General features: G+C 46.5%; 22 protein-coding genes. 7 read left to right on the top strand and 15 right to left on the bottom strand.

The genetic code is table 11. The features are described 5' to 3' along the window. Positions 1 to 34: 34 nt before the first annotated feature. Positions 35 to 835 (top strand): circadian clock KaiB family protein, encoded by an 801-nt coding sequence (locus QUA36_RS14400; protein WP_333458168.1) that lies wholly within the window; start codon positions 35 to 37, stop codon positions 833 to 835. Between the two features lie 172 nt (positions 836 to 1,007). Here the strand turns inward: QUA36_RS14400 and QUA36_RS14395 are convergent, their stop codons facing one another. The 6 genes from QUA36_RS14395 to QUA36_RS14370 all read right to left on the bottom strand — a co-directional run bounded on the left by QUA36_RS14395 (position 1,008) and on the right by QUA36_RS14370 (position 8,171). Then, positions 1,008 to 2,648 carry a thioredoxin-like domain-containing protein gene (locus tag QUA36_RS14395; RefSeq protein WP_333458167.1) on the bottom strand — a complete coding sequence of 547 codons (1,641 nt, stop codon included), beginning with the start codon at positions 2,646 to 2,648 and terminating at the stop codon, positions 1,008 to 1,010. A gap of 180 nt (positions 2,649 to 2,828) precedes the next feature. Further along, positions 2,829 to 3,827 carry a type II restriction endonuclease gene (locus QUA36_RS14390; protein WP_333458166.1) on the bottom strand — a complete coding sequence of 333 codons (999 nt, stop codon included), beginning with the start codon at positions 3,825 to 3,827 and terminating at the stop codon, positions 2,829 to 2,831. Continuing rightward, complete coding sequence (locus tag QUA36_RS14385; RefSeq protein ID WP_333458165.1) at positions 3,808 to 5,241, bottom strand: site-specific DNA-methyltransferase; 1,434 nt, start codon at positions 5,239 to 5,241, stop codon at positions 3,808 to 3,810. The genes QUA36_RS14390 and QUA36_RS14385 overlap by 20 nt, the downstream gene beginning before the upstream one ends. Before the next feature lie 118 nt (positions 5,242 to 5,359). Beyond that, the gene (locus QUA36_RS14380) at positions 5,360 to 5,485 is read right to left on the bottom strand and encodes a hypothetical protein (RefSeq protein WP_333454020.1); all 126 of its coding nucleotides are present in this window, start codon (positions 5,483 to 5,485) and stop codon (positions 5,360 to 5,362) included. A 7-nt stretch (positions 5,486 to 5,492) separates the two neighbouring features. After that, positions 5,493 to 6,461: an arsenosugar biosynthesis arsenite methyltransferase ArsM gene (gene arsM / locus QUA36_RS14375; protein WP_333454019.1), complete on the bottom strand. Its 969-nt coding sequence runs from the start codon at positions 6,459 to 6,461 to the stop codon at positions 5,493 to 5,495. A gap of 81 nt (positions 6,462 to 6,542) precedes the next feature. Next, positions 6,543 to 8,171, bottom strand: a complete 1,629-nt coding sequence (locus QUA36_RS14370; RefSeq protein ID WP_333458162.1) for a hypothetical protein — start codon at positions 8,169 to 8,171, stop codon at positions 6,543 to 6,545. A gap of 644 nt (positions 8,172 to 8,815) precedes the next feature. Here QUA36_RS14370 and psaA point away from each other — a divergent pair. The 5 genes from psaA (at position 8,816) to QUA36_RS14345 (ending at position 16,761) form a co-directional block, all read left to right on the top strand. Next, positions 8,816 to 11,110 (top strand): photosystem I core protein PsaA, encoded by a 2,295-nt coding sequence (gene psaA / locus QUA36_RS14365; protein WP_333057330.1) that lies wholly within the window; start codon positions 8,816 to 8,818, stop codon positions 11,108 to 11,110. A 110-nt stretch (positions 11,111 to 11,220) separates the two neighbouring features. Further along, the gene (gene psaB / locus QUA36_RS14360; RefSeq protein WP_333037061.1) at positions 11,221 to 13,449 is read left to right on the top strand and encodes a photosystem I core protein PsaB; all 2,229 of its coding nucleotides are present in this window, start codon (positions 11,221 to 11,223) and stop codon (positions 13,447 to 13,449) included. Positions 13,450 to 13,593: 144 nt separating this feature from the next. Continuing rightward, complete coding sequence (locus tag QUA36_RS14355) at positions 13,594 to 14,625, top strand: DMT family transporter (RefSeq protein WP_333458160.1); 1,032 nt, start codon at positions 13,594 to 13,596, stop codon at positions 14,623 to 14,625. 242 nt (positions 14,626 to 14,867) lie between these two features. Next, positions 14,868 to 16,223 (top strand): AAA family ATPase, encoded by a 1,356-nt coding sequence (locus QUA36_RS14350; protein WP_333457215.1) that lies wholly within the window; start codon positions 14,868 to 14,870, stop codon positions 16,221 to 16,223. A 1-nt stretch (position 16,224) separates the two neighbouring features. After that, positions 16,225 to 16,761 carry a hypothetical protein gene (locus QUA36_RS14345; RefSeq protein ID WP_333457213.1) on the top strand — a complete coding sequence of 179 codons (537 nt, stop codon included), beginning with the start codon at positions 16,225 to 16,227 and terminating at the stop codon, positions 16,759 to 16,761. Positions 16,762 to 16,839: 78 nt separating this feature from the next. On the opposite strand, the gene QUA36_RS14340 is transcribed toward QUA36_RS14345, so the two are convergent. The 3 genes from QUA36_RS14340 to QUA36_RS14330 form a co-directional block, all read right to left on the bottom strand. Beyond that, positions 16,840 to 17,034, bottom strand: a complete 195-nt coding sequence (locus QUA36_RS14340) for a hypothetical protein (RefSeq protein ID WP_333458157.1) — start codon at positions 17,032 to 17,034, stop codon at positions 16,840 to 16,842. Between the two features lie 142 nt (positions 17,035 to 17,176). Next, complete coding sequence (locus QUA36_RS14335; RefSeq protein ID WP_333158825.1) at positions 17,177 to 17,395, bottom strand: helix-turn-helix transcriptional regulator; 219 nt, start codon at positions 17,393 to 17,395, stop codon at positions 17,177 to 17,179. A 76-nt stretch (positions 17,396 to 17,471) separates the two neighbouring features. Next, positions 17,472 to 17,639: a hypothetical protein gene (locus tag QUA36_RS14330; RefSeq protein ID WP_333458187.1), complete on the bottom strand. Its 168-nt coding sequence runs from the start codon at positions 17,637 to 17,639 to the stop codon at positions 17,472 to 17,474. On the opposite strand from QUA36_RS14330, the gene QUA36_RS14325 reads away from it, so the two are divergent. After that, entirely contained in the window at positions 17,593 to 17,997 is a 405-nt protein-coding gene (locus QUA36_RS14325) for a hypothetical protein (RefSeq protein ID WP_333458186.1), read from the top strand. The two genes, QUA36_RS14330 and QUA36_RS14325, sit on opposite strands and share 47 nt — an antisense overlap. Before the next feature lie 41 nt (positions 17,998 to 18,038). Here the strand turns inward: QUA36_RS14325 and QUA36_RS14320 are convergent, their stop codons facing one another. The 6 genes from QUA36_RS14320 to QUA36_RS14295 all read right to left on the bottom strand — a co-directional run bounded on the left by QUA36_RS14320 (position 18,039) and on the right by QUA36_RS14295 (position 25,680). After that, positions 18,039 to 18,245, bottom strand: a complete 207-nt coding sequence (locus QUA36_RS14320) for a hypothetical protein (RefSeq protein WP_333458155.1) — start codon at positions 18,243 to 18,245, stop codon at positions 18,039 to 18,041. 189 nt (positions 18,246 to 18,434) lie between these two features. Continuing rightward, complete coding sequence (locus tag QUA36_RS14315; RefSeq protein ID WP_333158821.1) at positions 18,435 to 19,757, bottom strand: CO2 hydration protein; 1,323 nt, start codon at positions 19,755 to 19,757, stop codon at positions 18,435 to 18,437. Between the two features lie 174 nt (positions 19,758 to 19,931). Beyond that, complete coding sequence (locus QUA36_RS14310) at positions 19,932 to 21,485, bottom strand: NADH-quinone oxidoreductase subunit M (protein WP_333158818.1); 1,554 nt, start codon at positions 21,483 to 21,485, stop codon at positions 19,932 to 19,934. 240 nt (positions 21,486 to 21,725) lie between these two features. After that, positions 21,726 to 22,445, bottom strand: a complete 720-nt coding sequence (locus QUA36_RS14305) for a carbonic anhydrase (RefSeq protein WP_333458153.1) — start codon at positions 22,443 to 22,445, stop codon at positions 21,726 to 21,728. Positions 22,446 to 22,541: 96 nt separating this feature from the next. After that, positions 22,542 to 24,401, bottom strand: a complete 1,860-nt coding sequence (locus QUA36_RS14300) for an NAD(P)H-quinone oxidoreductase subunit F (protein ID WP_333458152.1) — start codon at positions 24,399 to 24,401, stop codon at positions 22,542 to 22,544. A 334-nt stretch (positions 24,402 to 24,735) separates the two neighbouring features. Beyond that, positions 24,736 to 25,680 (bottom strand): glycosyltransferase, encoded by a 945-nt coding sequence (locus QUA36_RS14295; RefSeq protein WP_333158813.1) that lies wholly within the window; start codon positions 25,678 to 25,680, stop codon positions 24,736 to 24,738. Positions 25,681 to 25,685: the final 5 nt, after the last annotated feature.

Genomic DNA, 25,685 nt, shown 5'->3' with positions numbered 1-25,685 from the left:
ACTGTTAACTGTTAACTTTTATTGGTGTACTGAATTGAAAGTCGATCGCCCGATTTTGCCGGAATTTTTCAAAGGCATTGCCCTGTTTACACCCGGGGGAGACTTAATCTATTGCATAGACCCCCGCAAGCAGACTCAGTGGCATTTGCAGTTGTGCGTAGCTCTACAGGAGATCCTCGGTTTGTCGGAACCGCCACATTTTCTGATACCTTGCTACACGGCAACCGTTGACTGCTGGCTCGATCCAGGCGATCGGCAGGTGCGGCTTGCTGCCGAGGCTTACCCCCCCGTGCTGCGACATCAAACGCTGCTGAACGCCATTTTTGGGACTGGCGACTTAGTGTGGCATCCCCGGAGCGAAGAAATGTGCGAACCGATGGCGATTGCTACTTATCACGAACAATTCCCCGAACTTTGGCAAAATCACGACTTAGTTGTACAGTATGCCAGCCCCGAAGCTCGATCGGACTGGAGCAGTTCGACAGTAACTCCCTTGGGCTTTCCGCAATCGCAGCAGACTCGGCTTCCCAAACCAACAGCACCCACCCCACCGCCACAAACTCAAGGGTACGTTTTGCGTCTGTTTGTTTCCGGCAGCAACCCCAGTACCGAACGCACCCTCGAAACTTTACACCAGTTCTTAGAGAAATGCCTCGATCGTCCCTACACTTTAAAAGTAATTGATGTTTTGAAACATCCAGACCAAGCTGAGGCAGATCAGATTTCAGCAACTCCTACTTTGATTAAAATCTGGCCGAAACCCGTGCGACGAATTGTCGGGGAACTGAACGATGATGAAAAAATAGTGCGGCTGCTGAGCTATTCGGAATTTTAGATGGGGGCGAGGATTTTTGCGATTATTTAATACGGGCGATCGCGGTTTTAGGTTAACTTACTTGGCTTTAAAATTGTGGTAAGGTGCGCCGAAGAGCACCCTACTTTACCACAATCAATCTGGCAATCAGGAGAATTGAAAACCTTGCCTGATGTCAAAAAGGTCGATCGACTTAATCAGGAATACAAACATCCGGAGCGCACAAACTGGGGAAATCCAAAGTTGTGACTTCCAGCGTATCCAACTCAACTCTCCGAATTACATGATTGTTCGTATCAGCAACAAACAAATGAGGCCCGATCGCACTCAACCCTGAAGGTTCAAAAAATCGAGCCTTGAGACCTTTAGCATCAACCAAACCTGCTTTACCGTCTCCAATCATTGTTCTGCACGTACCGCCCCGGTGGTCGATCCGCTTAATTTTGTGATTGTAAGTATCAGCCACCCAGAGGTAATTTTGAGCGTATTCAACACCCAAACAGTGCTGCAACCTGACCTCATCACCGCGACCATCTTTATCCCCAAAACCAAACAATTCACCGCTACCGCAGACTGTACGCACCTTCGGGTCTTCATCAATACCAACAGCGCGAATCGAACTAATTTCGCTGTCAGCAACAAACAACTCCGATCGATCGGTCGCGAGGCCGCTGGGCTGAGAAAAAGCAGATTCTGCAAGATTCCCGTCCACACAGGATTCTCGGCCAATACCTGCATAAGTGCCGATCGTGCCAGTGTCTAACTGCATTTCCCAAATTTGGTGGGAACCCGCCATTGCAATAAAAAGTCTATTTCCAACTCTTTCTAAATCCCAAGGCGAATTCAATTGCGTTTCTAAACCCTTGCCGCTGCGGGGTGAAATTTCGTGACTTTGTTCGCCCGTACCAGCAACAGTTTCTACCCGTTGAGTCGTAAAATCAATTTTTCTGAGAGCATGATTTTCCGTATCAGCAACATATAGAATTTGACTTTCTGCATCAAAAGCCATACCTTGAGGTGCAAAAAACTCAGCCTCTTCAAAGTCCCCATCAGTTAAACCCGGTTTGCCGCTACCGATGACGTGCAGCACCTCACCTTCGAGGGTGCTGACAACAATCCTATTGTGTCCTGAATCGGCAATAAATAAGCAAGAACCGACTAAGTTTTGTATAACTGAATTAGCAGGCCCGGGCAATACAGTTTCATCTACAGATTCATTCTCCTGACTCATTTCGCCCAAAAGCGCGCCCTGTTGGTGAAGCTGTTTTGCCTCCGTTGCAGCGATCGCAAATGCCAGCACTTTACCGGGAAAAGCCAGCGGTGTTGATACAGGTTTGCGCTGTTTTTCTAACCTAAAACTGAGTTGTTTAAAGTTGAGCACCTTTTTATCTTTGTATTCAGCAATTAACTTGCCAACTAACTCATCAAGTGCTTCTCTATTGCCTTCGCCGGAAACAAAGCCGACGACATAACTTTCAGGATCGATCACCATTAAAGTCGGCCAAGCGCGAACCGCGTAGCTTTGCCAAACTTTCATGCCGCTGTCTACGATTACGGGATGTTCGATATCGTAGCGGAGGATAGCTTGGCGGATGTTTTCTACTTCTTTTTCGTTTTCAAATTTAGCAGAGTGAACGCCGATAACCGTTAGGGAATCTTTATATTTTTGTTCGAGGTATTTTAAGTCGGGCAGGACGTGCAAGCAGTTGATGCAGCAGTACGTCCAGAAGTCGAGGAGGACAACGCGCCCTTTTAAGGATTCAATGGATAAAGGTTTGTCGGTGTTTAACCAGGGGTAGTTTCCGGGGAATTCTGGTGCTCTGACGCGGGGCATGGCATCTCCTGGGTAGGATGTGAATGATTTTTTTACTTCTTTAATTTAGCGGGAAGTTTGGCAGGATGGGGAGAAAGCTTACTAAAGCAGGGTTTTTCGAGACAGCCAAGATGGCTGTGTCACAAGAGGGGGGCAAGGGAGGATGTTAAAACAGACACTGAGTCAAAACGGTTTTTGCTTTTATAAATTACATAACCAACGACAAATAGATGCAACTTGATTCTCCTCATTCAGATTGGCAGCATTAGTGAGAGTCCCGTTTTCCAGTTGATGCCAAATTTCACCCGCCATCCTTGTCGCCACCGCTGAACCCACAAAGAAAGTCAGAGGTGAATGTCCAACCCGGAAAAAAGCTTCGCGTATGCGATTTAGTGCCGCTTGTGCCGTTTTCCAATGCTCATCTGCACCGGCAGGATCGATTCCGCCTTTAAGTTCGCCCAATGCAATAACATAAGGTGCCACTATAGATGGGTCAATTGCGCTGGATTGACTGGCTACCAACTCCGTCGGGGCAAGATTAAATAAACATAAATCCACATTGCTCCTGACTAGCGGAACAGTTAGGTTATAAATCAATGTGCGATTACCCAGCTCGCTCTCCCAACTTATTCCACGTAAAGACAACTCAATTTCTGTGTCATCATTTGTCATTGCTATCCACTTTTTTGTCTTTGAGTGTTGCCAGTAATATTTCTTACCAGCAATGGTGAGAGTCGAGAGGATAGCACGAGTTAGTTTTCTTTGTGCTAATGCTCCGCCAACATTACGCATTGAGCCACCAAGCGTGTCACCACGAGTCAGTAGAAATCTAAAGACCAATTCCTCCACAAAATTTGTGCCTGCTGGCTCAAGAAAATTCCTAATTAGACCATTGATAGCTTCAATTTTATCATTTGGCATCAAATGAGCAAGAGACTTGTCAGATAATCCTGCTGCAGTCAACAATCCCATTTCAATGCCCTTAACATTTAACAAATCAGTAGGACTCTCAGCTTGACCCGCAGCTTCTTGAAGTGCTCTTGCTTGGGCGACGTAAGGGGTAGCGCGTCGATTTTTTTCAAGGGCAAGTGCAACAAAACCCGCACGAGTGTCTTCATATGTTGTGACAAGATCGTCACTGGATTGAAGGTGGTTACGATAAACACACATAGGTTTCCAGTTATTGTTTTTTCCATACATAAACGCACTTCCTCAAAGGAGCGCGTCCATAGTTGCCCATCTGTTGACTACTATTCCCCTTATCACCTGGTAAGACGAGAATATTTTCCGTAAAAAAGCCTAGCTTTTCAGCAAAATCAGAAAGAATCATGTCCACTGAAATGCTTATACCTGCGTAGCGCACATTGTCATTAACCATAAACAAAAATGCCCCAGGTTTAAGAATACGACAGCTTTCTTGTATTACGCAAGCCATTTCATAGAAATATCCTCTTACCATTCTTGGTATACCATTGTTGTTCAATATACCCTGTGACTTTTGGCTGTCCAAATATCTTAATATAGCCTGCAATAGAGTTTGCGAATTAGCAATACTTAAAGCTACTTCCCAAGCCTGATTGATAGCCAATAAATCTTTGGGGTGATTCTCAACCGTACAACTTAGCATTTCCTGACGCAGATTAATTAATTCCTTTTCAGAAATTCCTAGTAAAGCTAGCTCTAGTGCATAGGTGCGAGTATAGTCATATCGATTGCAGTAGGGTGGAGATGTAATGATTGCATCGTATGTAGAGTCCGGCAAACCGGGCATTATCTTCAGACAAGAACCTTGATGCAAATTAATTTTGCCTTGATTATTCTGAGTTTGAAAAAGCTCAAGTTGTTGTGTAGGAGGTTCTAAGTCGTTAACAAGTTCATTGAATTTTTGGGTAATAGCTTTACTGAACTCAAGAACCTCACCTTTATTGAAGGACTTCTTTGAATGACCATGATCTGAACGGTAATCCCAACGAAGATACTGTCCATCTTTGCGTGTATAGCTTACGGATTCTAAAACACACAGTAAAATCAAGACTAAAACTGATTGAAGCTTAATATTTTCTTGATAACAAGCTCCCAGATATTGCTCAATTTCTATTTTATTTTTTTCGGGGTAAGCTCCCTTAGTGATTCTCAATTCTGGCAGAGTGACTTGGCCCTCAAATTGTTTCCATATTTGCCCATTAAACCATGTCTTTAGCCGCTCAAAATCATCAAAAGTGAATGCAGTGTCTAAAAGGATTTTGGTATTAATTATATGCTGACCGATAGGTAACAATTCAATACCCTCACCATCTATTCCCAAGTCACTAGCAGCAAATAAAGCAGTTCCACTACCTGTAAAAGGATCAAAAATCTTGCCTTGAATGACTTGATATTTTTTAAATAAAAACTCGACCAGAGAAACGGAAAAAGCTTCCTTGTACTTGTACCATCGATAGATTGGTCTAGTTTTGTTAGCCTGAAAACTAACCAAAAGTCTGGTCAGGGTGGGCTGGACTACAAACTTGTCTTGAAAGCGATCATGTAATTGCCTGTCAAGGTTATCAATCTCTCCCAGAAAGTCACTTTCCACTTCAGAGGCCATATTGGAGATGCTTGACATATTTACCATGACTACAAATTATTAAATAACTAACTGTCATCGTAGTATACCAGTATGTCCAATCAAAGAACCGGCAGAGGTCGCTACCCTTGTAAATTCTCTCTGACGAACCAGAGAATTCACCGCTTCAGAAATTCGACCCTCTTACTGAACCCCAATTTTCTCCTTGGTTTTCCCGGCTGCTATTTTCCAGCATCACCAATACACCGTTAATTTTATTCGGGTCGATCGCACTTGCGATCGACTTAACCACATAAAATCTAACAGCAACCGCCGCCGTTATAATGCCAAGTCGAATCAGTAATCAACACCTTATCCGGCATTAATCCGCCCAACTTCCCAGCAGTTTTATCGCACACCGCCGCAGGAACTCCCCGCTGCAAAACGTGACCCGCCCCATCATCAAACAGCTCTTCAGACCCGGTATAAATCGCCGTCTTGCCCGTGAAAATGCAAGCTCCGTCATCCGGTACATCCACTTTGAAAGACACCGAATCCAGGCTTTCTAACAGCAAATCCGCTTCCAATTGATAATTGTGTTTGTCAAGCAATCGGTAAGGACGGCGCGCCCGCACTTCGACTTGCCCAAAACCCACGTCTACAAGGTGTTGAACGTATTCTGCGTATGTCAAAGCGCCGGACAAACACAAGGCCCGCAAGCGTTGGTCTTCCTTTAAATGCTGCGGAATGGGGCGAGTTGCGATCGGATCGCTCATCAACAATCTGCCACCCGGTTTTAACACGCGATAAGTCTCTTTTAATGCTTTAGCTAAATCCGCCGGTTCAAAGATATTAAACAAGCAATTTTGGGCTACAACATCTACAGAAGCATCGGGCACCGGCAACGCAAAAGCATCGCCTTCTATAATTTCCACAAAATTAGCATCAAACCAATCATTTTCGTGGGCGGCTATTTGCAAGTTTCGTGCCGCCGCGTCTCGCATTGCTGGAACCGGATCGACGGCAATAACCGCTCCTTTGTGTCTAGAAAAATAGGCAAATTGTAGTGCTTCCAAGCCGCCGCCGACGCCTACATAAAGCACGAAGGGATTGCCTACAAGTTCAGCGGCGTGAACGGTTGTGCCGCAGCCGTAATTCATTTCCTGCATTTGTTCGGGAATTTTTAATCCTGGCAATTGCAAGGGATTGCTTTGGACGCAGCAAAGTCCGATTTGGGGTGTTTCGGCAACATCACTGTAGAATTTGGCTGCTGTTTCGAGGTAGGTCATTTTTTAGTGTTCTTTAATTGTTAACTGCAGATAGATCACGGGCGCGACGCCGATGCAACGAAGAAGCCCAGAAAGTTTTTGTTAGGTGGCAAATTCGACTTTTTGTTCGGATTTGGGCGGATTTTCGGGTTCGGAAACAGTTGTTTCGGGAGGGGCTAATTCGCTGGTTGGCTGGCTAGGAGTTTCAGCGGCAACTGGTGGCGTTGGCGGTACAAGATTGGGAGACTCTTCTGGTATCGCGGGAGCGACTACTTTTGGTACTGGAGCTTTTCCTGTTATTTCTGGCAGGGTTGGTGGCTCTGAAAAATTAGCAGGTTGCGGTTCTTCACGCAAGAAGTTGCGGAACCGATTGTAGTATCCTTTATATTCCTGTTTTTTTGTTTGGGGAGATGCTGTTGGGGTCGGTTCTATTACTTGAACTGGTTCTACAGTTTTCGGGATTTCTAACTGTGGAGTTGCTACCGGTGTCGGTTCTATTACTTGAACTGGTTCTACAGTTTTCGGCGCTTCGAGTTGAGGGGTTGCTGTCGGTGTCGGTTCTATTTCTTGAATTGGTTCTACAATTTTCGGCGCTTCGAGTTGGGGGGTTGCTGTTGGTGTCGGTTCTATTTCTTGAATGGGAGGAACTTCGGGAGCGACTGTTGGCTCTAAGCTGGGTTCGGTAACAGGGGTTTCTGGAACCGCTGGTGAGGGTTGGACAACTGGTGTTTTTTCTAATGCAGGTGTCGGTGTCGGTTCGGGGGTTGGGGTTGGTGTCGGATCGGGGGCTTGGTAGGTGCGATCGACTATACCGCGAGTTTCTGCTGCTGTTAGTTCGCCCCGCACTAATTTTGAAAGAGGATCTTGACCGAGCGGTTGGAAAATGATCAGTCTGACTGTATTATTAAAGGCGTTTTTGACGATATTTCCCCGTTCGTCAATTAATTCTAGCTGTACCCAGTTTTTCCCTGGTTTAAATCCTTTAAGGTATATAGGTTGCCACTGGTCGATCGCAAAGCTTTGGCCGTTGACTGTGGCTCGAATTTTCCAATCGAGTATTTCATCTTGGGAATTTTCTTGCGCCACTTCGTGCGGAGGGGCATTTGTCAAGTAAAAGTCGAGCAGGATGGGTTCTGCCCCATAGCTGCCTTGGGGGCTGTTGTACGTTAATAGGGGCAATGTTCGATCGGGATTATTGTCGTCTGTTTTGGTAAAAACGTGAAAGGTGGTTTGAGCTGCGGCACCTTCGTTTTTAAAGCTTTCTTCCCAAGGGCGGGCGGCGAACACCTGCAGGGTATGGGTTCCGGGTTCTAAGTCGGAGAGCGTTAAAGGTTGGTTGATGTCGTAAACTGCTGCATAAGGTTGGTTGTCTAATAAAACTTGCAGATGGGGGCCCAAACCCAAGTTTGCATCTTTGAAAATGGGCAAGTCCTTCACTTGGAACTGAACAGACACATTTATATCCTGAAGCACTTCGTCAGGTTTTGGATTCAAAATACTAATTTGAGGCTGGTAGATTTCTAGAGCCTGACGCAGTTGTTGGATGGCTTCTGGGGGAGAAACCTCTGAGATTCTGTTTACTGGGGCGGTAGCTGAGCCGCTCTTGTTCCCTGATTTGGGCAATTCGGGATGGCCGGCGCCACAACTTGCTAAACCCAAAATTAATACTGCTACTGCGAACAATGCCAGCAGCCTGCCCACAACCGTTCTGTGCCAATTGATCCCAATCACGCAACGATACTCCTAGAAGCCTTCTCATAGGGAACTATAGCCCAAAAATGAATTTAGTATTGGGGAATTCTACCTCATGAATTCCAAAGCCGCGTAGGAACCCGGATTGAGGCAGCAGCGGGCAACCCATCCTCTCCCACTCTTAATTCCCGCAGCCTTTTTCCAAAACATATATCTACAAATGAGTAATCCTAAATTACCTTATCTTTGAGTTTTGTAAAGTTAATGGCAGTACCCCTTGACTTTTTCGAGGGACTGTGGGATTTAAAGGCGTTATTACATCAAGAATTGAGCCTTTTTTAAGTATTGTTAACAAGCGATTAATACTTCTCTAGCAAGCTTATAATTCATAAAACTCCCTCAAAAGAAGCAGCCGTATCAAGTCTGAATCAAGGACGCGATCGGCGGCTGCAGATAGCGAGAAGAGTTAGCAGTACCCAGTCACATTGTTAGCGACACTGGGAAACTGGCTTCTTCACAGAAGCAAAATGCTTGGGGAGACGATGCACCTGCGTCTAGCTCTGCAAAGAGTAAAGTGCAGTGAAGTGTCGGCTTTTTCGAGAATCCCCCGCCTAATCAAGCGTGGGGAGTGTCCGGTACAGTGTTCAGTTCTCGTTCCTTGTCTTACCGAGAGGAGAGTCTTCATGACCATTAGTCCTCCAGAGCGAGAGGTAAAAGCTAGGGTAGTAGTCGATAAAAATCCGGTTCCAACTTCTTTCGAGAAGTGGTCAAAACCCGGTCATTTTGATCGCACTCTAGCTAAGGGGCCAAAAACCACCACTTGGATTTGGAACCTCCACGCTAACGCTCACGACTTTGACAGTCATACAAGTGACTTAGAAGACGTTTCGCGCAAAATCTTTAGCGCTCACTTCGGCCACTTGGCAGTAATCTTCGTATGGTTGAGCGGCGCATATTTCCACGGCGCTAAATTTTCCAATTACGAAGCTTGGCTGACAAATCCTACAGCCATCAAGCCCAGCGCTCAAGTGGTCTGGCCGATTTTTGGTCAAGAAATTTTAAATGCAGATGTAGGCGGCGGCTTTCACGGGATTCAGATCACCTCTGGTCTATTCCAATTGTGGCGCGCCAACGGCATCACTAACTCATACCAGCTATATTGCACTGCGATCGGCGCCCTGGTAATGGCAGCTTTGATGCTGTTTGCCGGTTGGTTCCACTATCACGTCCGCGCTCCGAAACTGGAATGGTTCCAGAACGTGGAATCGATGATGAACCACCACTTGGCAGTTTTGTTAGGCTGCGGGTGCTTGGGCTTCGCAGGACAACAAATTCACGTTGCTCTGCCGATCAATGCTTGCATGGACGCGATCGATGCAGGTGCACCGCTGACAGTCGGCGGTAAGCTGATCAAAACAGTTGCCGACATCCCCCTGCCGCACGAGTGGATTTTGACACCGGGCTTGATGGCTGACATCTACCCGAGTTTCGCTAAAGGTTTAACCCCCTTCTTCACCCTCAACTGGGGCGCATATACAGACTTCCTGACCTTCAAAGGCGGTCTGAACCCCACCACAGGCGGTTTGTGGCTGACTGATACAGCACACCACCACTTAGCTTTGGCAGTGCTATTCATCGTCGCTGGTCATATGTACCGGACGAACTGGGGCATCGGCCACAGCATGAAAGAAATCCTAGAGAACCACAAAGGCCCCTTCACTGGTGAAGGTCACAAAGGTCTCTACGAAATCCTGACTAATTCTTGGCACGCGCAACTGTCGATTAACTTGGCACTGATGGGCTCTTTGAGCATCATCGTAGCCCAACATATGTACGCGATGCCTCCCTATCCGTACATCGCGACCGACTACCCGACTCAGCTATCCCTGTTCACCCACCACATGTGGATTGGCGGATTCCTGATTGTTGGAGCAGCCGCTCACGGAGCAATCTTCATGGTTCGGGATTACGATCCCGCTGGAAATGTCAACAACTTGTTGGATCGCGTGATCCGTCATAGAGATGCGATCATTTCCCACCTGAACTGGGTTTGTATATTCTTGGGCTTCCACAGCTTCGGTTTGTACGTTCACAACGACACGATGCGCGCTTTCGGTCGTCCTCAAGATTTGTTCTCGGATACCGGGATTCAGTTGCGTCCGATATTTGCCCAGTGGGTGCAAAACATCCACGCTTTGGCTCCGGGCACAACAGCGCCTAATGCTACGGAAATCGTTAGCCACGCTTTTGGCGGCGGTGCAGTAGTAGTAGCCGGCAAAGTAGCGATGATGCCGATCGAGTTGGGTACGGCGGATTTCATGATCCACCACATCCACGCTTTCACCATTCACGTTACAGTCCTGATTCTTTTGAAAGGCGTGTTGTTTGCACGCAGTTCTCGCTTGGTTCCTGACAAAGGCAACTTGGGCTTCCGGTTCCCTTGCGACGGCCCCGGCCGTGGCGGCACCTGCCAAGTTTCTGGTTGGGATCACGTGTTCCTAGGCTTGTTCTGGATGTACAACTGCATCTCGATCGTGATTTTCCACTTTAGCTGGAAAATGCAGTCGGACGTGTGGGGAACAGTATCGCCAGACGGCACAATTTCTCACATTACCGGTGGCAACTTCGCACAAAGTGCGATCACGATTAACGGCTGGCTGCGGGACTTCCTTTGGGCGCAAGCTTCTCAGGTCATTCAGTCCTACGGTTCGGCACTGTCGGCCTACGGTTTGATGTTCCTAGCTGGACACTTCGTCTTCGCCTTCAGCTTGATGTTCCTGTTCAGTGGCCGTGGCTACTGGCAAGAACTGATTGAGTCGATTGTTTGGGCTCACAACAAGCTCAAGGTAGCTCCGTCGATTCAGCCTCGCGCTCTGAGCATTATTCAGGGTCGGGCTGTGGGTGTAGCTCACTACCTCCTAGGAGGAATTGTCACTACGTGGGCATTTTTCCTAGCGCGAATCATTTCGGTAGGGTAAACTACCCCTAGGTTTTGGATTCTCGATTTGGGAGGAATCTCAAATCGAGAATCCAAACTCCGAACCGAATCCCTTCAATTTTGTTCAGGATTCAGGATTAATCAAGGCTTATGGCAACGAAATTTCCAAAATTTAGCCAAGACCTTGCCCAAGACCCGACCACACGGCGGATCTGGTACGGGATTGCCACAGCACACGACTTTGAAAGCCACGATGGCATGACCGAAGAAAATCTTTACCAAAAGATTTTTGCTTCTCACTTCGGCCACCTAGCAATCATTTTCTTGTGGACATCGGGCAGCCTGTTCCACGTAGCATGGCAAGGTAACTTTGAACAGTGGATTAAAGACCCTCTAAACGTCCGCCCGATCGCTCACGCGATTTGGGACCCGCAATTCGGCGCTCCTGCTGTAGAAGCTTTCACTCAAGGGGGCGCTTCTAACCCGGTGGATATCTCTTACTCTGGTGTCTACCATTGGTGGTTCACCCAAGGGATTCGGACAAACGCCGACCTGTATCAAGGAGCTATCTTCTTGCTACTACTGGCGGCTGTCTTCCTGTTCGCAGGTTGGTTGCACCTCCAGCCCAAGTACCGCCCCAGCTTGTCTTGGTTCAAAAACGCTGAATCTCGCCTCAACCACCACTTGGCTGGTTTGTTCGGTGTCAGCTCTTTGGCTTGGACTGGTCACATGGTTCACGTTGCTATCCCCGAATCTCGCGGACAGCACGTAGGTTGGGACAACTTCTTGTCTACCCCGCCTCACCCGGCCGGTTTGGCTCCGTTCTTCACTGGTAACTGGGGCGTATACGCCGAGAATCCAGATGCAGCGAGCCATGTCTTCGGTACTTCCGAAGGCGCTGGAACCGCAATTCTGACTTTCTTGGGTGGCTTCCACCCTCAAACAGAATCCCTGTGGCTGACAGACATCGCTCACCACCATTTGGCGATCGCAGTTCTGTTTATCGTTGCCGGTCATATGTACCGGACTAACTTCGGTATCGGTCACAGCATCAAAGAGATGTTGGATTCTAAGGCTGGTTTGGTCGGCGGTAAGAGTGAAGGACAGTTCAACTTGCCTCACCAAGGCTTGTATGAAACCTACAACAACTCGCTGCACTTCCAACTGGCATTTCACCTAGCTGCTTTGGGCGTAATTACCTCCCTGGTAGCACAGCATATGTACGCGATGCCTCCCTACGCTTTCATAGGTAAGGACTTCACGACTCAGGCTGCGCTTTACACCCACCACCAGTACATCGCTGGATTCATCATGGTCGGCGCTTTCGCCCACGGAGCTATCTTCTTGGTGCGGGACTACGATCCTGAAGCAAACAAAGGCAACGTGCTCGATCGCGTGTTGCAGCACAAAGAAGCGATTATCTCTCACTTGAGCTGGGTGTCGCTGTTCTTGGGCTTCCACACTCTCGGCTTGTACGTTCACAATGACGTTGTAGTTGCTTTCGGAACTCCTGAAAAGCAAATCTTGATTGAACCAGTGTTCGCACAGTTCATCCAAGCTGCTCACGGAAAAGCTCTCTACGGCATGGACGTGCTGTTGTCTAACCCTGACAGCATTGCTTCTACCGCTTGGCCCAACTACGGCAACGTATGGCTCCCAGGCTGGTTGGATGCGATTAACAGCGGTACTAATTCTCTGTTCTTGGCGATCGGACCTGGCGATTTCTTGGTTCACCATGCGATCGCACTAGGCTTGCACACCACCACCTTGATCTTGGTCAAGGGCGCTCTGGATGCACGCGGTTCTAAGCTGATGCCGGACAAAAAAGACTTCGGTTATGCTTTCCCTTGCGACGGCCCCGGCCGTGGCGGTACTTGCGACATCTCTGCTTGGGACGCGATGTACCTGTCTGTATTCTGGATGTTGAACACCCTAGCTTGGGTAACGTTCTACTGGCACTGGAAGCACCTGGGCATCTGGCAAGGTAACGTGGCTCAGTTCAATGAGTCTTCTACCTACCTGATGGGCTGGTTCCGCGATTACCTCTGGCTGTATTCTTCTCAGTTGATCAACGGTTACAACCCGTATGGTACTAACAACTTGTCAGTCTGGGCTTGGATGTTCTTATTCGGACACCTTGTTTGGGCAACTGGTTTCATGTTCCTGATCTCTTGGAGAGGTTACTGGCAAGAGTTGATCGAGACTTTGGTTTGGGCTCACGAGCGCACTCCTTTGGCTAACTTGGTTCGCTGGAAAGACAAGCCTGTTGCTTTGTCGATCGTCCAAGGTCGTTTGGTTGGCTTAGTTCACTTTACTGTGGGCAACGTCCTCACTTACGCGGCCTTTGTAATTGCCTCGACGGCCGGGAAATTCGGGTAACTCTGAACTCTGGTTTCTAGGTAATTAAATGAAATCCCCTGCCTTCTGGCGGGGGATTTTTTTGTATATTTCTGTAAGGAATTACCGCATAGGAAACAGTGGTATAAAGAAGAGAAGGCATCATATATTCATGTTCCTATTATCGTGTCTCAATTATTCAACCGCATCCCTGGACGAACCTATTTATTACTAGCAATCATTATTTTTGCTGCCTCTAACTCTGTCATTCGCAAACTGACCGATTTAGGAGCCCAGAACGCAATCGACGGCAGAAATGTGATTTCACTTTGTAATGTTTTATTTGTAGGGAATCTCTGCGCCTTAGCAGTTTTATTCCTGGTTTATCGCCAGCAATGTACGGTGCAAAATTTCCGATCGATTCCCAGTAAAACATGGTGGGGATTGATCGGAATTTCTTTGCTCTCTGGGGCATTGGCTCCAGCCTTAACTTTTATGGCGTTGGATTTAACCGCTGTCAATAATGTGGTACTGATTGGACGCATCGAGCCGCCTCTGATTTTAGCGCTGTCCATTCTAATTTTGGGCGATCGCGTCAATCTTTGGGTGATTGCGGGGGCGATGGTTTCGTTTGTCGGTGTTGCACTGACTATTTTATTGCAAGCACCGACTACCGATATGATGGGCATGGGCGGATTGACGATCGGCCGAGGCGAATTCATGGCAGCATCCGGGGCGATCGCGTTAGCTATTTCGACGATTATTAGTAAAGTCACGCTCAAGCAAATTCCGTTAGGATTGTTCTCTATTATCAGAACAACACTGGGAACAGTTGTTTTCTTTATTGCCGTTTTAATCTTATATACTCCCACCCACTTTATCGATGTTTTTGCGCCCTTCCTCTGGCAGTGGATGCTCGTCTATGGTGCGATTATTGTTGTTGGCGGACAACTGTGCTGGTTTACCGGACTAAAAACGACGGGCGCTGCAGATGTATCCCTCGCCAGTTCGTTTAGTCCGATCGCCGGGATTTTAACCGCCTATTTGATTTTATCGGAAACGCCAACCACAGCTCAATACATCGGCGGCAGCATCATTTTAATCGGGATCGTTCTCAATCAAATTGGCGTTTTTCGCAAGCAAACCCAATCCGCGCCTCAACCTCCTGTAAGTCCGGCAAAAGAGATGGATCTGGAAGTGGGATTCAAAGGCATTTAATGGTTACTACCCAGCTTTAGTTCAGGGGCGATCGAGTCAAAATTTAAAAGGGATTGGAACATACTACAGATTCTTAGTTACAATAAGTAACCCTAGAAGTTGATATTCGCAACAGTCCGATTAATGTTCGTCGGCGGGAGAATGCGAAGCGGTTGGCTGAGTCTGTCAAGCAGAAATAAAAGTGCGATCGATCCTTTAAACCTCTTTTTGCGTAATAATAGAGAAAAGCCTGAGTCTTCAACATGGTTCAACTGTCTTCTGACTGGAATAATGAGGCTTATGTGTCTCTGCATCTGGTTCAGACCATGCTAGAGATGACGGGTTTGCCTCGCAAGAGTAGTTATTCTCACTGGATTCCTGAGTTTAAGGTGAAAGTACCTAGGCTAACTGCCAACGCTCTGATAGTTTGGACTCAAAAAGAAGTTGATTTCTTAGTAGAAGACGTGAGCCGGTATATTAACTTTCTGGTTGAAATTAAGACAGCTAAAACTAGACTTGATGAAGCAGCTCGCACTCAGTTAGGAACGTATCTGAAATACTCTCATACAAGATTTGGGATACTAATTGACCCATTTTCAGTAGAGATTTACGAATATACACAAGGGTCAGCGACTCTAAAGTGCAAGCACAATATAGAAAACCCAGAACAAGTTCAACCAGTAGCAAATTTCGTTAGAAATTTTTTGGATACAGTTAAAATGCGTACAATTGCAATTTACACAGCTAAGGGTGGAGTTGGCAAAACCACCTTAGTCGTTAACATAGCTTATGAATTAGCCAAAATGGGTAATAGAGTTTTAGTTGTTGACTTGGATGATCAAGCTAATGCTAGTTTATCTTTAGGAGTTAATAAAGCTGATGAGTTAGATAATGCTACAAATTTGAAAGAGTTTGTCACAATTTTGGAGTCCTTTAAAGAGCGAAAAGAACTCATTGAATTTTTAGAATACTACTCAGCCAATTTGAGCTATAAGGAATGTATTCAGCCTTCATCTTTAAATAAAATTATCAGTATTGCTAATGCTACAAAGGGAAGAATAGATGTTATTCCAAGCAGTTACAAAACGACAGACAGTAACATTTTAAGATTAGGTGCTTTTTCGCATAAAAAACTTGACAATGCCCTTTGGAAATCAGGTTTGTCAAACGATTATGACTATGTAGTTATTGATACGCCCCCTAGTTTTACTGCTGTTACTCAGAATGGTCTCATTGCTGCTCAGTATGTCATTATACCTTCGCAAATGGAGTATCTCTCAGTATATGCAATTAGGAAACCCATAAAAGAGGCAAAAGAAATTCAAGACAATACCAATGGTACGAGAGGCAATATCTTAGGAATAGTTCCTATGATGGTTGAAAATGTCAAGCTACACACTACTATAAAAGCTTTAGTTTCTAAGATATTCCGAGATATTCCTCTTCTTCCAGAGATAAAGCGAGCTACCGCTGTTGGTCAAGCTTCTCATGCTCGCCAACCTCTTTCTTTATTTGCTGAGCAGAATAAAGCAGCGAGTAGTGTAGCAACACAATTTTCAACTTTGACCGAACAAATCGTCAAACAAATAGATCACTTAGAAAGGAATAGCAGTAAGTAACATGGTCAACTTTTACAAAAAACTTGAGAGCCAACCTGCTCTTTTATTCTTAAATCAGATAGAAGTTTCTCAAGAAAAGTCAGGCACTTCAACCTCACTCCTCAAAAAAATTTCCCAATCTGTTAGAGATTGGAACTTTAACCTGTCTCTGCCTATTGTTTGTCTCACCGATGAAGAAGATCAATACCATTTACTCACAGGTTTACCGATTTATGAAGCAACTAAGGAAGCTAATCTAATCAGGCTGTGGGTGTTTGTGATTGCGACCAAACAACCAGAAGCAGAAAAGGCTATTGAACAAGCTGTTTTGCAGTCAAAGCTGAACGAAAGAGTTGTTGAGCCTCAAGACGTTACAGATTTCTTGGATTTCATTAACAATCCCCAATCTGACCTTACCTCAATCCCTGGAGTTAAAGATGGATACGCAAAGCTGATCCGCGATAAGCGTGTTTACAGTTCTCTGGAAGATATGCAGAAAAAACTAGGTGCTAAGCGGGGCTTAAATTGGCTAAGAGCATACAAGCAATCAAAAAGCTAACTCGCCAGTTATTGAAGTTTTGAGAAGTGCGATCGCCCCGAACCTCACTTCACCAAAATGGCGATCGACCTCATCGCCTCAAATTTCACCATTCACCTGCATCTGATGCGCCTGATCAGCCAATTCTTGCAAGCGCTTTTCGTCCAACTCGTCGATCGCCAGCATCCCGACATAGATGATTTCCTTCAGCGTTAGCCGGGTTGCTAGCGCCTTTTTCTGCACAAGTTCCTTAATTATGGGGCTGACTCCAATGGCGGTACTGGCTCTAGTCACAAAACTAACCGGAGATTAACAACTTTGACTAAATCTTAGCACCTTTAAGCTGAGCTTTTATCTGCGATGCAAAATGCTTAAGCGCGTCTTGACAAGACGAAACAAAAAAGTTTATAGTAGAAACGTGGAAAGGTCGATCGACCTACTCCTCTAAAATCTCCACCAAATCCTCAATCATAATATCGAAAATGCGAGCCAGCCTGTGCAAGTAGGCAAAATTAACGGTTGTCATGCCTTGACATTGGGCGTAGTTTCTAATGGTGCTGTAACCAACACCCGATCGATCTGAAACTTCCTTAAGTGTCCAGCCGTTCTGGTCTGCAAACTCCCGAATCCGCAACCTCACCAAGCCTTTGCTCATACTTACTTGACAAATGACAATCTGCTGTCGTTTAATATTAGATATCTGAAAAAGCGATCGCCTCACGTCTGGACAACTAAGGGCGATCGCCTTCAAAAATTAAATAGACAGTTACTAGCTGTCTACCAGCAATGATAGCATCATCCCAGCTAAAATCAAGCACCCTCACCTGCTCAAAAATTCTCCACAAATCGCCAATCCTGCATCCGCTGGCGAGATTCGTTACCGAAGAAACAGTGGCCATGCTGTTCAATATCGCAGCAGATGAGATTTACCGCATCGAATGCTGCCGCTACATGGTTTACGTGCACGCCAAAGGCATCAGCCGCTTTGTCAGCTACGCCGATTTTCCCCCTATTTTAGAAGTACAGCCGATCGCACTTCAAGATTTTGGCAGATGGTACAAACGCTGGAAAAGCAAGCAAGCACCAGCATTTTGGACGAAATTCTACACATATAAGTTCAAAAAAGCTGTTTCAGTTGATAGCTTGCTGGAGTGGGGCCAATTGGTAGCTACTGTTAAATCGGTCATTTCTGGAACCGCGCTGCAACAGCTACGAGATGTCTATGCCCAAGAAAAAAATTTGATGGATAAATTTTAAAGTGCGATCGACTTAATCCTACTTGAACTTTCAATTAAATTTTAAAACACTTCATCCTCGATTCCCAGCCACCATTCCCCCAGATTCATTAAATCTTTGTGAAGGTCTGTAAGTTCTGTCATATACTCTTCAGCAGAAATCTCCGATCGCCTTTCTTGCAATTTTTTTAGTCGCAGTTGCACCAACAGCCAAGGTTTGGAAATCCCATCGGTTGCTTCGATATATTTGGCTAGCTCTTTGCTGTCCATAGTTATTGGGGAATGGGGCATAGGGCATAGGGCATAGGGCATTGGACATTGGACAATTTTACATTTTAGATTTTAGATCAATTAGTAATTTTAATCTAAAATCGGATGGGGCATAGTAATCGGTAATCATTAGGAGTTTTTGCAATAACAAATTTCCGATTACTATGCCCCATTCCCAATGCCCGATGACTACCTATAATCTGAAGTCTGAATGTTCTTCAACTTCGCTGCGTATTTCATGCCGTATTCCGGGCGGCAGAAGCGATCGATCTGAGACTCGAAAAACGCCCGATTCGCCTTCAAATGCTTCGGATTTGGATCGTCCAAAGGATACAGTAGGGCAACCCGCAAAGCTTGAATCACCCCCGAAGTAACGCAGTACATCGATCGCTGGAACGTTACGCCAATTTGATTTAGAATATCATCCTCGCCGCGACACCGCTGTTTGTAGAAATCCATCAAATAAGGCGGCAGGAAGTGCAGCATATCTTGTGCTAGCAAAGTCGGCGGAATTCCGGCAGTACCTACTGGGAATTTATCTGCATACAAAACTCCGTAGTGGAAGTCTTTTTGATCGTCGGGAACTTCCTTGGCTTGCGCGTTGTACGATTTGGTTCCCCGGAACGGCGAAGTGCGGTAAAATATAGCTTCTACATAAGGTAGCGCTGCTTCGTACAGCCAAGTGAAACCTTTAGATTTCGGGATTATTTCGTAGGTTTCCCCGTCGATGACAACGTGGTGGTAAATCGGGCGACCGGCGATCGCAAATATGCCATTTGTGATGAAATCCATCGCCTGCGGGACTGTGGTAACTTTGCCTTCGTCGTACAAGTCGGAAACTTCAAAAAACACCGGGGCCATTACTTCCCAAAACAAGCCGAGATTGCTGTAATAAGACATTTGGCGGCACTGTTCTAAAAACAAATCCGGGAATGCTTTGTGCAGCGCCAGCATGAACGGATCTTTTTTGAAGTAAGCTTTAATGGCGCGATCGGCATTAGCTTTGTATTCGTCGGTGTCGAGATAAGGGTCAAATTGATTGACGGGAACGTACATCCCCCGGTGCCAAAGCATCGACCTCATGACCTCTTCGGCAAATTCCATGTTAATGCGATCGTGCCACAAATGGTGCATAAATCGAGGAAGTTTACCAGTTTCTCCCTTTTCCATGAACTCCAAAAGTTCCGGGTGAACGCTTCCAGTACCGCGCCAGATTCGCAAATCTGCACCGTCGCCTGCATAGTGATTTTGCAAGTCTAAATACTCTTGGGGTAAAAAGTATTTAAAGAAAGGAAGCGGGTGTAAAAATACTCGTTCGGCGATGTAGAGCAAATCCCGCCAGTAAAAGTCCATCGGCACCGCGTAAGCTTTCCAGATAGCGATGATTTGCATCAGATTTTCCGGCGTATCTGGAATCATCGCCCCACCAGCTTCCAGCCTGTGAATTACTTCGGCAAATTCGTGTTTTGAAGGGGGTAGTTTAGTTGCTGGTTTATTAGGGGTTTGTACCATTGTTTCTTCCTTTGATTGAGTGAATCTAAATATTTTGAAGTATTGCAAAAAGCTGCGATTCTTTAACGTCCAGGCTAGAGCCGGGGAACCGATATCCAGGCCGGCGAGCCGGAAAATTGGAGGCAGAGCCTCCGGACTTGCGTTCCCAGGTAGAGCCTGGAAACGAGTAGATTCTTAGTCTGCGGAGGCGGACTTCGTTTGTGTAGACGCGATTTCAAGATCCGAGTGTTCTAGGCGATAGCTAATAGCAACTTGGGTATTTCTGTCAGCCGGCAGAGTAGCAACGATCGCATTTGTAGTCGATTCGCTCCACTTGAGCAGCCAAGCAGGTTGAATTCCCAACACGAAAATGATGCCCGCCAAAACCAGCGCCGGCATATTTTCAGCAAACGTAACTGCAGGGTAGTAAGCCGTGGCATTGTCCAACTTTCCAAAACAGGTGCGGTTGAGCAGAATCACAAAGTAAACTGCTGTTAAACCAGAAGCTAAAATGCAGAGTAAAGTTGGAATTGGAAAGATCGAGAAACTGCCTTGAAACACTAAAAACTCGGCAATAAAACCCACCAAACCAGGAATTCCGGCGCTTGCCATGCCGCCCAAAACTAACAGGGAACTGGCAGTGGGTAAACCCCGCATCGGGTTCATCAAACCGTTGAGCACGTCCAAATCCCGCGTGCCAACTTTGGTTTCGATGATGCCTACCAAATAAAATAGCAAAGCTAAAATCAAGCCGTGGCTTACCATTTGCCCGACAGCACCGATTAAGGCGAGTTTCGTGCCGGCGGCGCAAGCAACGAGGATGTAGCCCATATGCCCGATCGAACTATAGGCTACCATGCGTTTGATGTCTTTTTGGGCGATCGCGCTCAAAGCCCCGTACATCACGCTCACAGTCCCGATAATCGCTAAACCGGGAGCTATAATCGACCAAGTTTCGGGAAACATCTGCAAGCCAAACCGCACTAAACCGTAAGTTCCCAACTTCGCCAGAATCCCTCCCAGCAAAATTGCTGTTGCTGGCGAAGCTTCGACGTAAGCATCTGGTAGCCAAGTGTGCAGCGGCACTAAAGGAATTTTAATTCCCAACCCAATTAGCAAAATTGTTAGCAAGATTAACTGCACATTTCTCGGCAATTCTTGAGTGGTAATCGCACTGTAATCGAAATTTAAAGAACCACTCAGCCAAGCCACACCCAAAAATGCTGCCAGCACTAAAAGTCCCGAAACTGCCGTGTAGATCAAAAACTTCATGGCAGCGTATTCCCGCTGCTTTCCGCCCCAAATCGCAATCAACAGGTAAAAAGGAATTAATTCTACTTCATAAAACAGTACAAACAGCAGCAAATTTTGAGACATCAAAGCTCCGGCAACACCCGCATTGATTAGCAAAATCAAAGCGTAGTAAAGCTGGGGGCGCTCCATCTTTTCGCCAGTGCCATAAATGACTAATAGCGTTAGCAAAGCACTTAAAACCAGCAGCGGCAACGACAAGCCGTCAATGCCTAAGTTGTAGCTCAAACCTAATTGTGGAATCCAAGGCAAATATTCTTGAAATTGCAGTCCGGAATTGGTTGTATCGAATTGAGTCAACAGCCAGATATTCAAAATGAAAATAGCAGAAGCAAAAGCCGAGGCTATTGAACGCAGGCGCATCCCATTGATATTTCCGGGCAGGAACCCGACTACCGCAGCGCCCAACGTGGGCAACCAGAGCAAGGCACTAAGCATAATGTGTCAAGAGTAAAGAGTAAAGAGTAAAGAATCAATTTTTCTGGTTTTTGTGTTTGATAATTTCAGTCCTGAACGCAAAGGACACAGGTGGTAAGGTGCGTCCGCTCGCCAAACCCTCGCTAATCCATCTATAACTCGGTATGACGCACCCTACAAGTCGTCGTCTGCCTGGGGCTTTGAGCCTGAATTTGAGAGTTTAGATGTTAACTTTTCCCAAATTATCAATCCCAAATTGCATCACGGCACAGTAACCATACTGACTGCACCCGTGTCTAAATCGTAGTATCCACCAACAACTTTCAGTTTACCCTCTTGAATTAACTGAGAGATAACTGGAGACTCTTTCAACCTCTGAGCTTGCAGAATAACATTCGCTTTGACGGCATTTTCTACATTATCGCCCGGTTGGTTTTTCGAGCTTTCTACAGCCGGCTTAATGGCATTGGTCAAACTGCCAATTTGACCGGGAAGTTCACCTCCTTTGATGGTTGCGGTTACCGCACCGCACCTTTCATGTCCGACTACCATAAGCACTTTTGCTCCCAGTACCAGCGTGCCAAATTCCAGGCTACCCTTTTCTTCTGGGGTAACCACATTTCCGGCCACGCGACAGACAAATAAATCTCCAATTCCTTGATCGAAGATAATTTCCGAAGGAAAGCGGGAATCTGCACAGCCGAGAATACAAGCAAAGGGTTTTTGAGTTTGGGCAACTTCGGTGATGCGCGCAAAGTCTTGGTGGGGATTTTGGCGTTTTCTGTCAACAAACCGCTTGTTCCCGTCCATTAACTTTTGCAGAGCAGCATCGGGAGTCGAGTCATTTTGAGCAATTGCCGATTCGGGTGCAGCCAACTCAGCGCCTGCTCGTGCTGCGAGTATCCCTGTACCAATCGCACCTGCGACAAATTTGAGGGAATTGCGCCGGGAAAGATTCAATTTGTCGTTATTTTGGTTCATTTGTGCTGCCTGGAGTTGGAAATCTTTGTTCAAGACTTCATATTTTTAAGATTTTAGATTAAAACTGTAACCTAAAATCTTAAAAATTATATCTCTTTACCCGCCTACAATCAGCGACAGGCGAGCTAGCAGCGGCCAGCTTATCAGCAGTCCCAAAAGCGCCACGCCGAACAGAATTGTCAGGGCGTAAAACTGAGTTTGACCGTTAACGTTGTATTTGAGGCTTTGCCCGCTGAAAACAGTTGCAAAACCGATTAAATTCACGAATCCGTCAACAATATTGCGATCGACCCAGGAGATAAATTGAGCAACTAAACCAACTGCAAATATCACTGTCACCCGGTACAGTTTGGCGGTGTAAAAGTCGTAGGCAAAAAAGTCTTGCAGGCCTTGAGAACCAATTCGCACCGGTTTTTCCCATTTCTCGTTCAGGTAAACAAATGCTCCTGCACCGATGCCGATCGTCGTTGACAAAACTAGCAGTCCACTTGCGGTATAATTCAAACTTGCCCCAGGCAATAAATGCCACGCAGCCAGCAAGTGCGGAACGTGCAAAGTAAAGCCCATCAAAACAGTCATCGGCAAGATAAAAGGCCAGTGAACTTCCGGCGAACGTTCGGTCATTTGCTTTGGTTTGCCCCCGAAAACTAAACCGAAGACGCGCACCAAGCCAAAAGCAGTGACGGCGTTTACAAACAGCACTATTCCTAACAAGAAAGGGTGAGCTGCCCAAAGCCCGGATGTGAAGTCTTCTAAAGCCCAGAAACAGCCGAAGGGCGGCAGTCCCAGCAATCCAGCGCTACCGACAATAAACGATATGGCCGATATCGGCCGCTTTCTCCACAAACCGCCGAGAGCTCGGACATCCTGAGTGATGCTGTTCCAAACTACCGAACCGATGCTCATCACCAGCAAACCCATTGCCAAGCTGTAGGCAAATATCAATGTCAGGGCTGTCTGGGCTTGCCCGGTGCCGACGGCGATAAATACTAAGCCCATGTAAGAGCTGACTATATAGGAAAGCGTGCGCTTGATGTCGATTTGGGCGATCGCAATTAATGAAGCACCAACCGCCGTCGCAGCGCCTACAATAATAGTTGTCTTCACGCCCACGGGCGACAAAGCAATCACCGGCTGCAACTTAATCAATATCCAAGCACCAGTTTCGACAACTACGGTGTTCCGCAAAATCGTCGCCGGCAGCGGGCCTTCCATCGCCTCATCCAGCCACAGGTGCAAGGGAAACTGAGCGCACTTACCCATCGGCCCGGCAATCAAAGCTAAGCTCAACAGCGTCGCTACAGTAGGGTCAAGCTTTGCAGTCTGAGCCCAAACAGCCAACTCGTCAAAATTCCAAGTTCCAGCCAGTGGAAGAATTGCGACTACTCCCATCAGCAGGAATAAGTCTCCCACCCGCTTGGTTAAGAAAGCGTCGCGGGCTCCTGTCACCACCAAAGACTGATTGAACCACAGCCCGACTAGCAGGTAAGTACCCAAAGTCAGAACTTCCAAAATCATGTAGCTGAAGAACAGGGAATTGCACAGTACCAAGCCGCACATCCCGGCTTCAAACAGCCCCATCAGCGAAAAGAAACGAGCCCAGCCCCAGTCCATTTCCATGTAACCGAAAGCATAAATCTGCGCCAGCAAGTTCAGTCCGGTAATCAAAACTGTCGCCCCGACGGTGACAGCAGAGATTTCTACGGGAATGGTTAAGTCTAAACCTGCTACATTCAGCCAGGGAATCAACTGGTGTTGGGCCGGTTGGTTCCAGATAGCTGTGAGGGCGATGACGCCGTGTAGGAAAGCGAACAAGGTTAATATGGCGTTCACGTAACCGGATGGTCTTGGCCCCGTGCGGCGGGTAACTGCTGGAAACCACAGCATCGACAGAACTCCGCCGATAAGTGGATAGCAAGGTATAAACCAAACGGTCTGGAGTAAGATTTGAGCCATTGGCATTACCTGTAAAGGTTACAAAAATTTAAAATTCTGAGAATAATTACGATCGCGCCAACGACAGCACTGAAAAGCCAGAAGGCAGAATTAGAGGCTATTTTGGCGTCAGTATTCGAGTTACTCGTTGTTTTGAGACTAGGCGGGAAGAATAGACTTATTAATTTTATATTAAGTATTGCGTTAAATTTTCATATTTCTGATTCAGCATACTTATCTATACCGATAACCTCTACTTATAGGTATATAGAGGGGCGGATTGTGTACAAACGAATATTTGTGGATCGCAAGTGCGATCAAACAATAATTTATTGCTCTAAAATATTAAAACCTATTAAAACCGCTCAATCTGCCAAGCTGATTCGGGAAGTTTGGCTTGGCGCTGTCCGATCGCCCTTGCCCTAACATTCAAAAGACCGATCGGCGTATTAAACAAATCTACCATATCGGATCGGCTGCTCGCACTTTTGGCAGCAGCAACCGGAAATTCCTTGAACAGCCACCTAGCCAGCCGGTAAAAATATTCCCCTGTTGTGAATTCTCGCATCAAATCGACACCGTAGAGTTCGTGCAAATATTTATTAGATTCGCCGTACCGATACCATTGACTTTGCAACTGTTTTATTGTAGAACGGTGGCGGTGTCGGACGATCGCATTTTCGGCAAAATACATTTTATAGGATGTTTCCCGCAAAATCCGCCAGCATAAGTCAGCATCGCCGCCGCTGGTGAGGTAAGGGCGAAATAATCCTATTTGTTGTAAAACTAGCCTCCGTACAGCTAAATTGGCGGTTTGGCCGTAAGCACAAAAAGGGTGAGCGAGAGTATGTTTTTGAGATAAAGTATTTTCGCGATCGGCGTGTTGTTCTAAGATAGTTTTACCGGGCAATGCGAGTATTTCCCCAGCGCTAATTCCTACTTCTAAGTCAACAAATGGCTTAACTAAATTTTCCAGCCAGTCAGATTCCGGGCGACAGTCTGCATCGGTAAATGCAATGATTTCGCCTGTTGATGCGCGAATTCCTTGATTGCGGGCGGCGTAGGAACTTTGAATTTGGTTTTCGGTGAGGTGGCGAATGGTTATCTGATCCAACTTAGCTGCTGTTTCGAGGATTGCTAAAGTGCGATCGCGACTGTTGTTGTCTACTAAGAGATATTCTACACTGTCGATCGGATAAGTTTGCGATCGCAGGCACTCGATCAACTCCGGCAAATCCATCTCGCCGTTGTAAACAGGCACAACCACCGAAACTTGAGGTAAAAACCCATCACTGTTCATTAGCC

It is taken from the genome of Microcoleus sp. Pol10D4 (assembly GCF_036701555.1).
Taxonomy (GTDB): Bacteria; Cyanobacteriota; Cyanobacteriia; order Cyanobacteriales; family Microcoleaceae; genus Microcoleus.
Note: the sequence above shows the minus strand (reverse complement) of the source record. Positions and strands in the feature narration are given on the sequence as shown.

Excerpts from the sequence above, each read along its gene's own strand:
- QUA36_RS14395 (WP_333458167.1), bottom strand. The coding sequence starts at position 2,648 with ATGCCCCGCGTCAGAGCACCAGAATTCCCCGGAAACTACCCCTGGTTA.
- QUA36_RS14390 (WP_333458166.1), bottom strand. The coding sequence starts at position 3,827 with ATGTATGGAAAAAACAATAACTGGAAACCTATGTGTGTTTATCGTAAC.
- QUA36_RS14385 (WP_333458165.1), bottom strand. The coding sequence starts at position 5,241 with ATGGTAAATATGTCAAGCATCTCCAATATGGCCTCTGAAGTGGAAAGT.
- arsM (WP_333454019.1), bottom strand. The coding sequence starts at position 6,461 with ATGACCTACCTCGAAACAGCAGCCAAATTCTACAGTGATGTTGCCGAA.
- psaA (WP_333057330.1), top strand. The coding sequence starts at position 8,816 with ATGACCATTAGTCCTCCAGAGCGAGAGGTAAAAGCTAGGGTAGTAGTC.
- psaB (WP_333037061.1), top strand. The coding sequence starts at position 11,221 with ATGGCAACGAAATTTCCAAAATTTAGCCAAGACCTTGCCCAAGACCCG.
- QUA36_RS14350 (WP_333457215.1), top strand. The coding sequence starts at position 14,868 with ATGGTTCAACTGTCTTCTGACTGGAATAATGAGGCTTATGTGTCTCTG.
- QUA36_RS14345 (WP_333457213.1), top strand. The coding sequence starts at position 16,225 with ATGGTCAACTTTTACAAAAAACTTGAGAGCCAACCTGCTCTTTTATTC.
- QUA36_RS14335 (WP_333158825.1), bottom strand. The coding sequence starts at position 17,395 with ATGAGCAAAGGCTTGGTGAGGTTGCGGATTCGGGAGTTTGCAGACCAG.
- QUA36_RS14330 (WP_333458187.1), bottom strand. The coding sequence starts at position 17,639 with ATGGCCACTGTTTCTTCGGTAACGAATCTCGCCAGCGGATGCAGGATT.
- QUA36_RS14320 (WP_333458155.1), bottom strand. The coding sequence starts at position 18,245 with ATGGACAGCAAAGAGCTAGCCAAATATATCGAAGCAACCGATGGGATT.
- QUA36_RS14315 (WP_333158821.1), bottom strand. The coding sequence starts at position 19,757 with ATGGTACAAACCCCTAATAAACCAGCAACTAAACTACCCCCTTCAAAA.
- QUA36_RS14310 (WP_333158818.1), bottom strand. The coding sequence starts at position 21,485 with ATGCTTAGTGCCTTGCTCTGGTTGCCCACGTTGGGCGCTGCGGTAGTC.
- QUA36_RS14305 (WP_333458153.1), bottom strand. The coding sequence starts at position 22,445 with ATGAACCAAAATAACGACAAATTGAATCTTTCCCGGCGCAATTCCCTC.
- QUA36_RS14300 (WP_333458152.1), bottom strand. The coding sequence starts at position 24,401 with ATGGCTCAAATCTTACTCCAGACCGTTTGGTTTATACCTTGCTATCCA.
- QUA36_RS14295 (WP_333158813.1), bottom strand. The coding sequence starts at position 25,680 with ATGAACAGTGATGGGTTTTTACCTCAAGTTTCGGTGGTTGTGCCTGTT.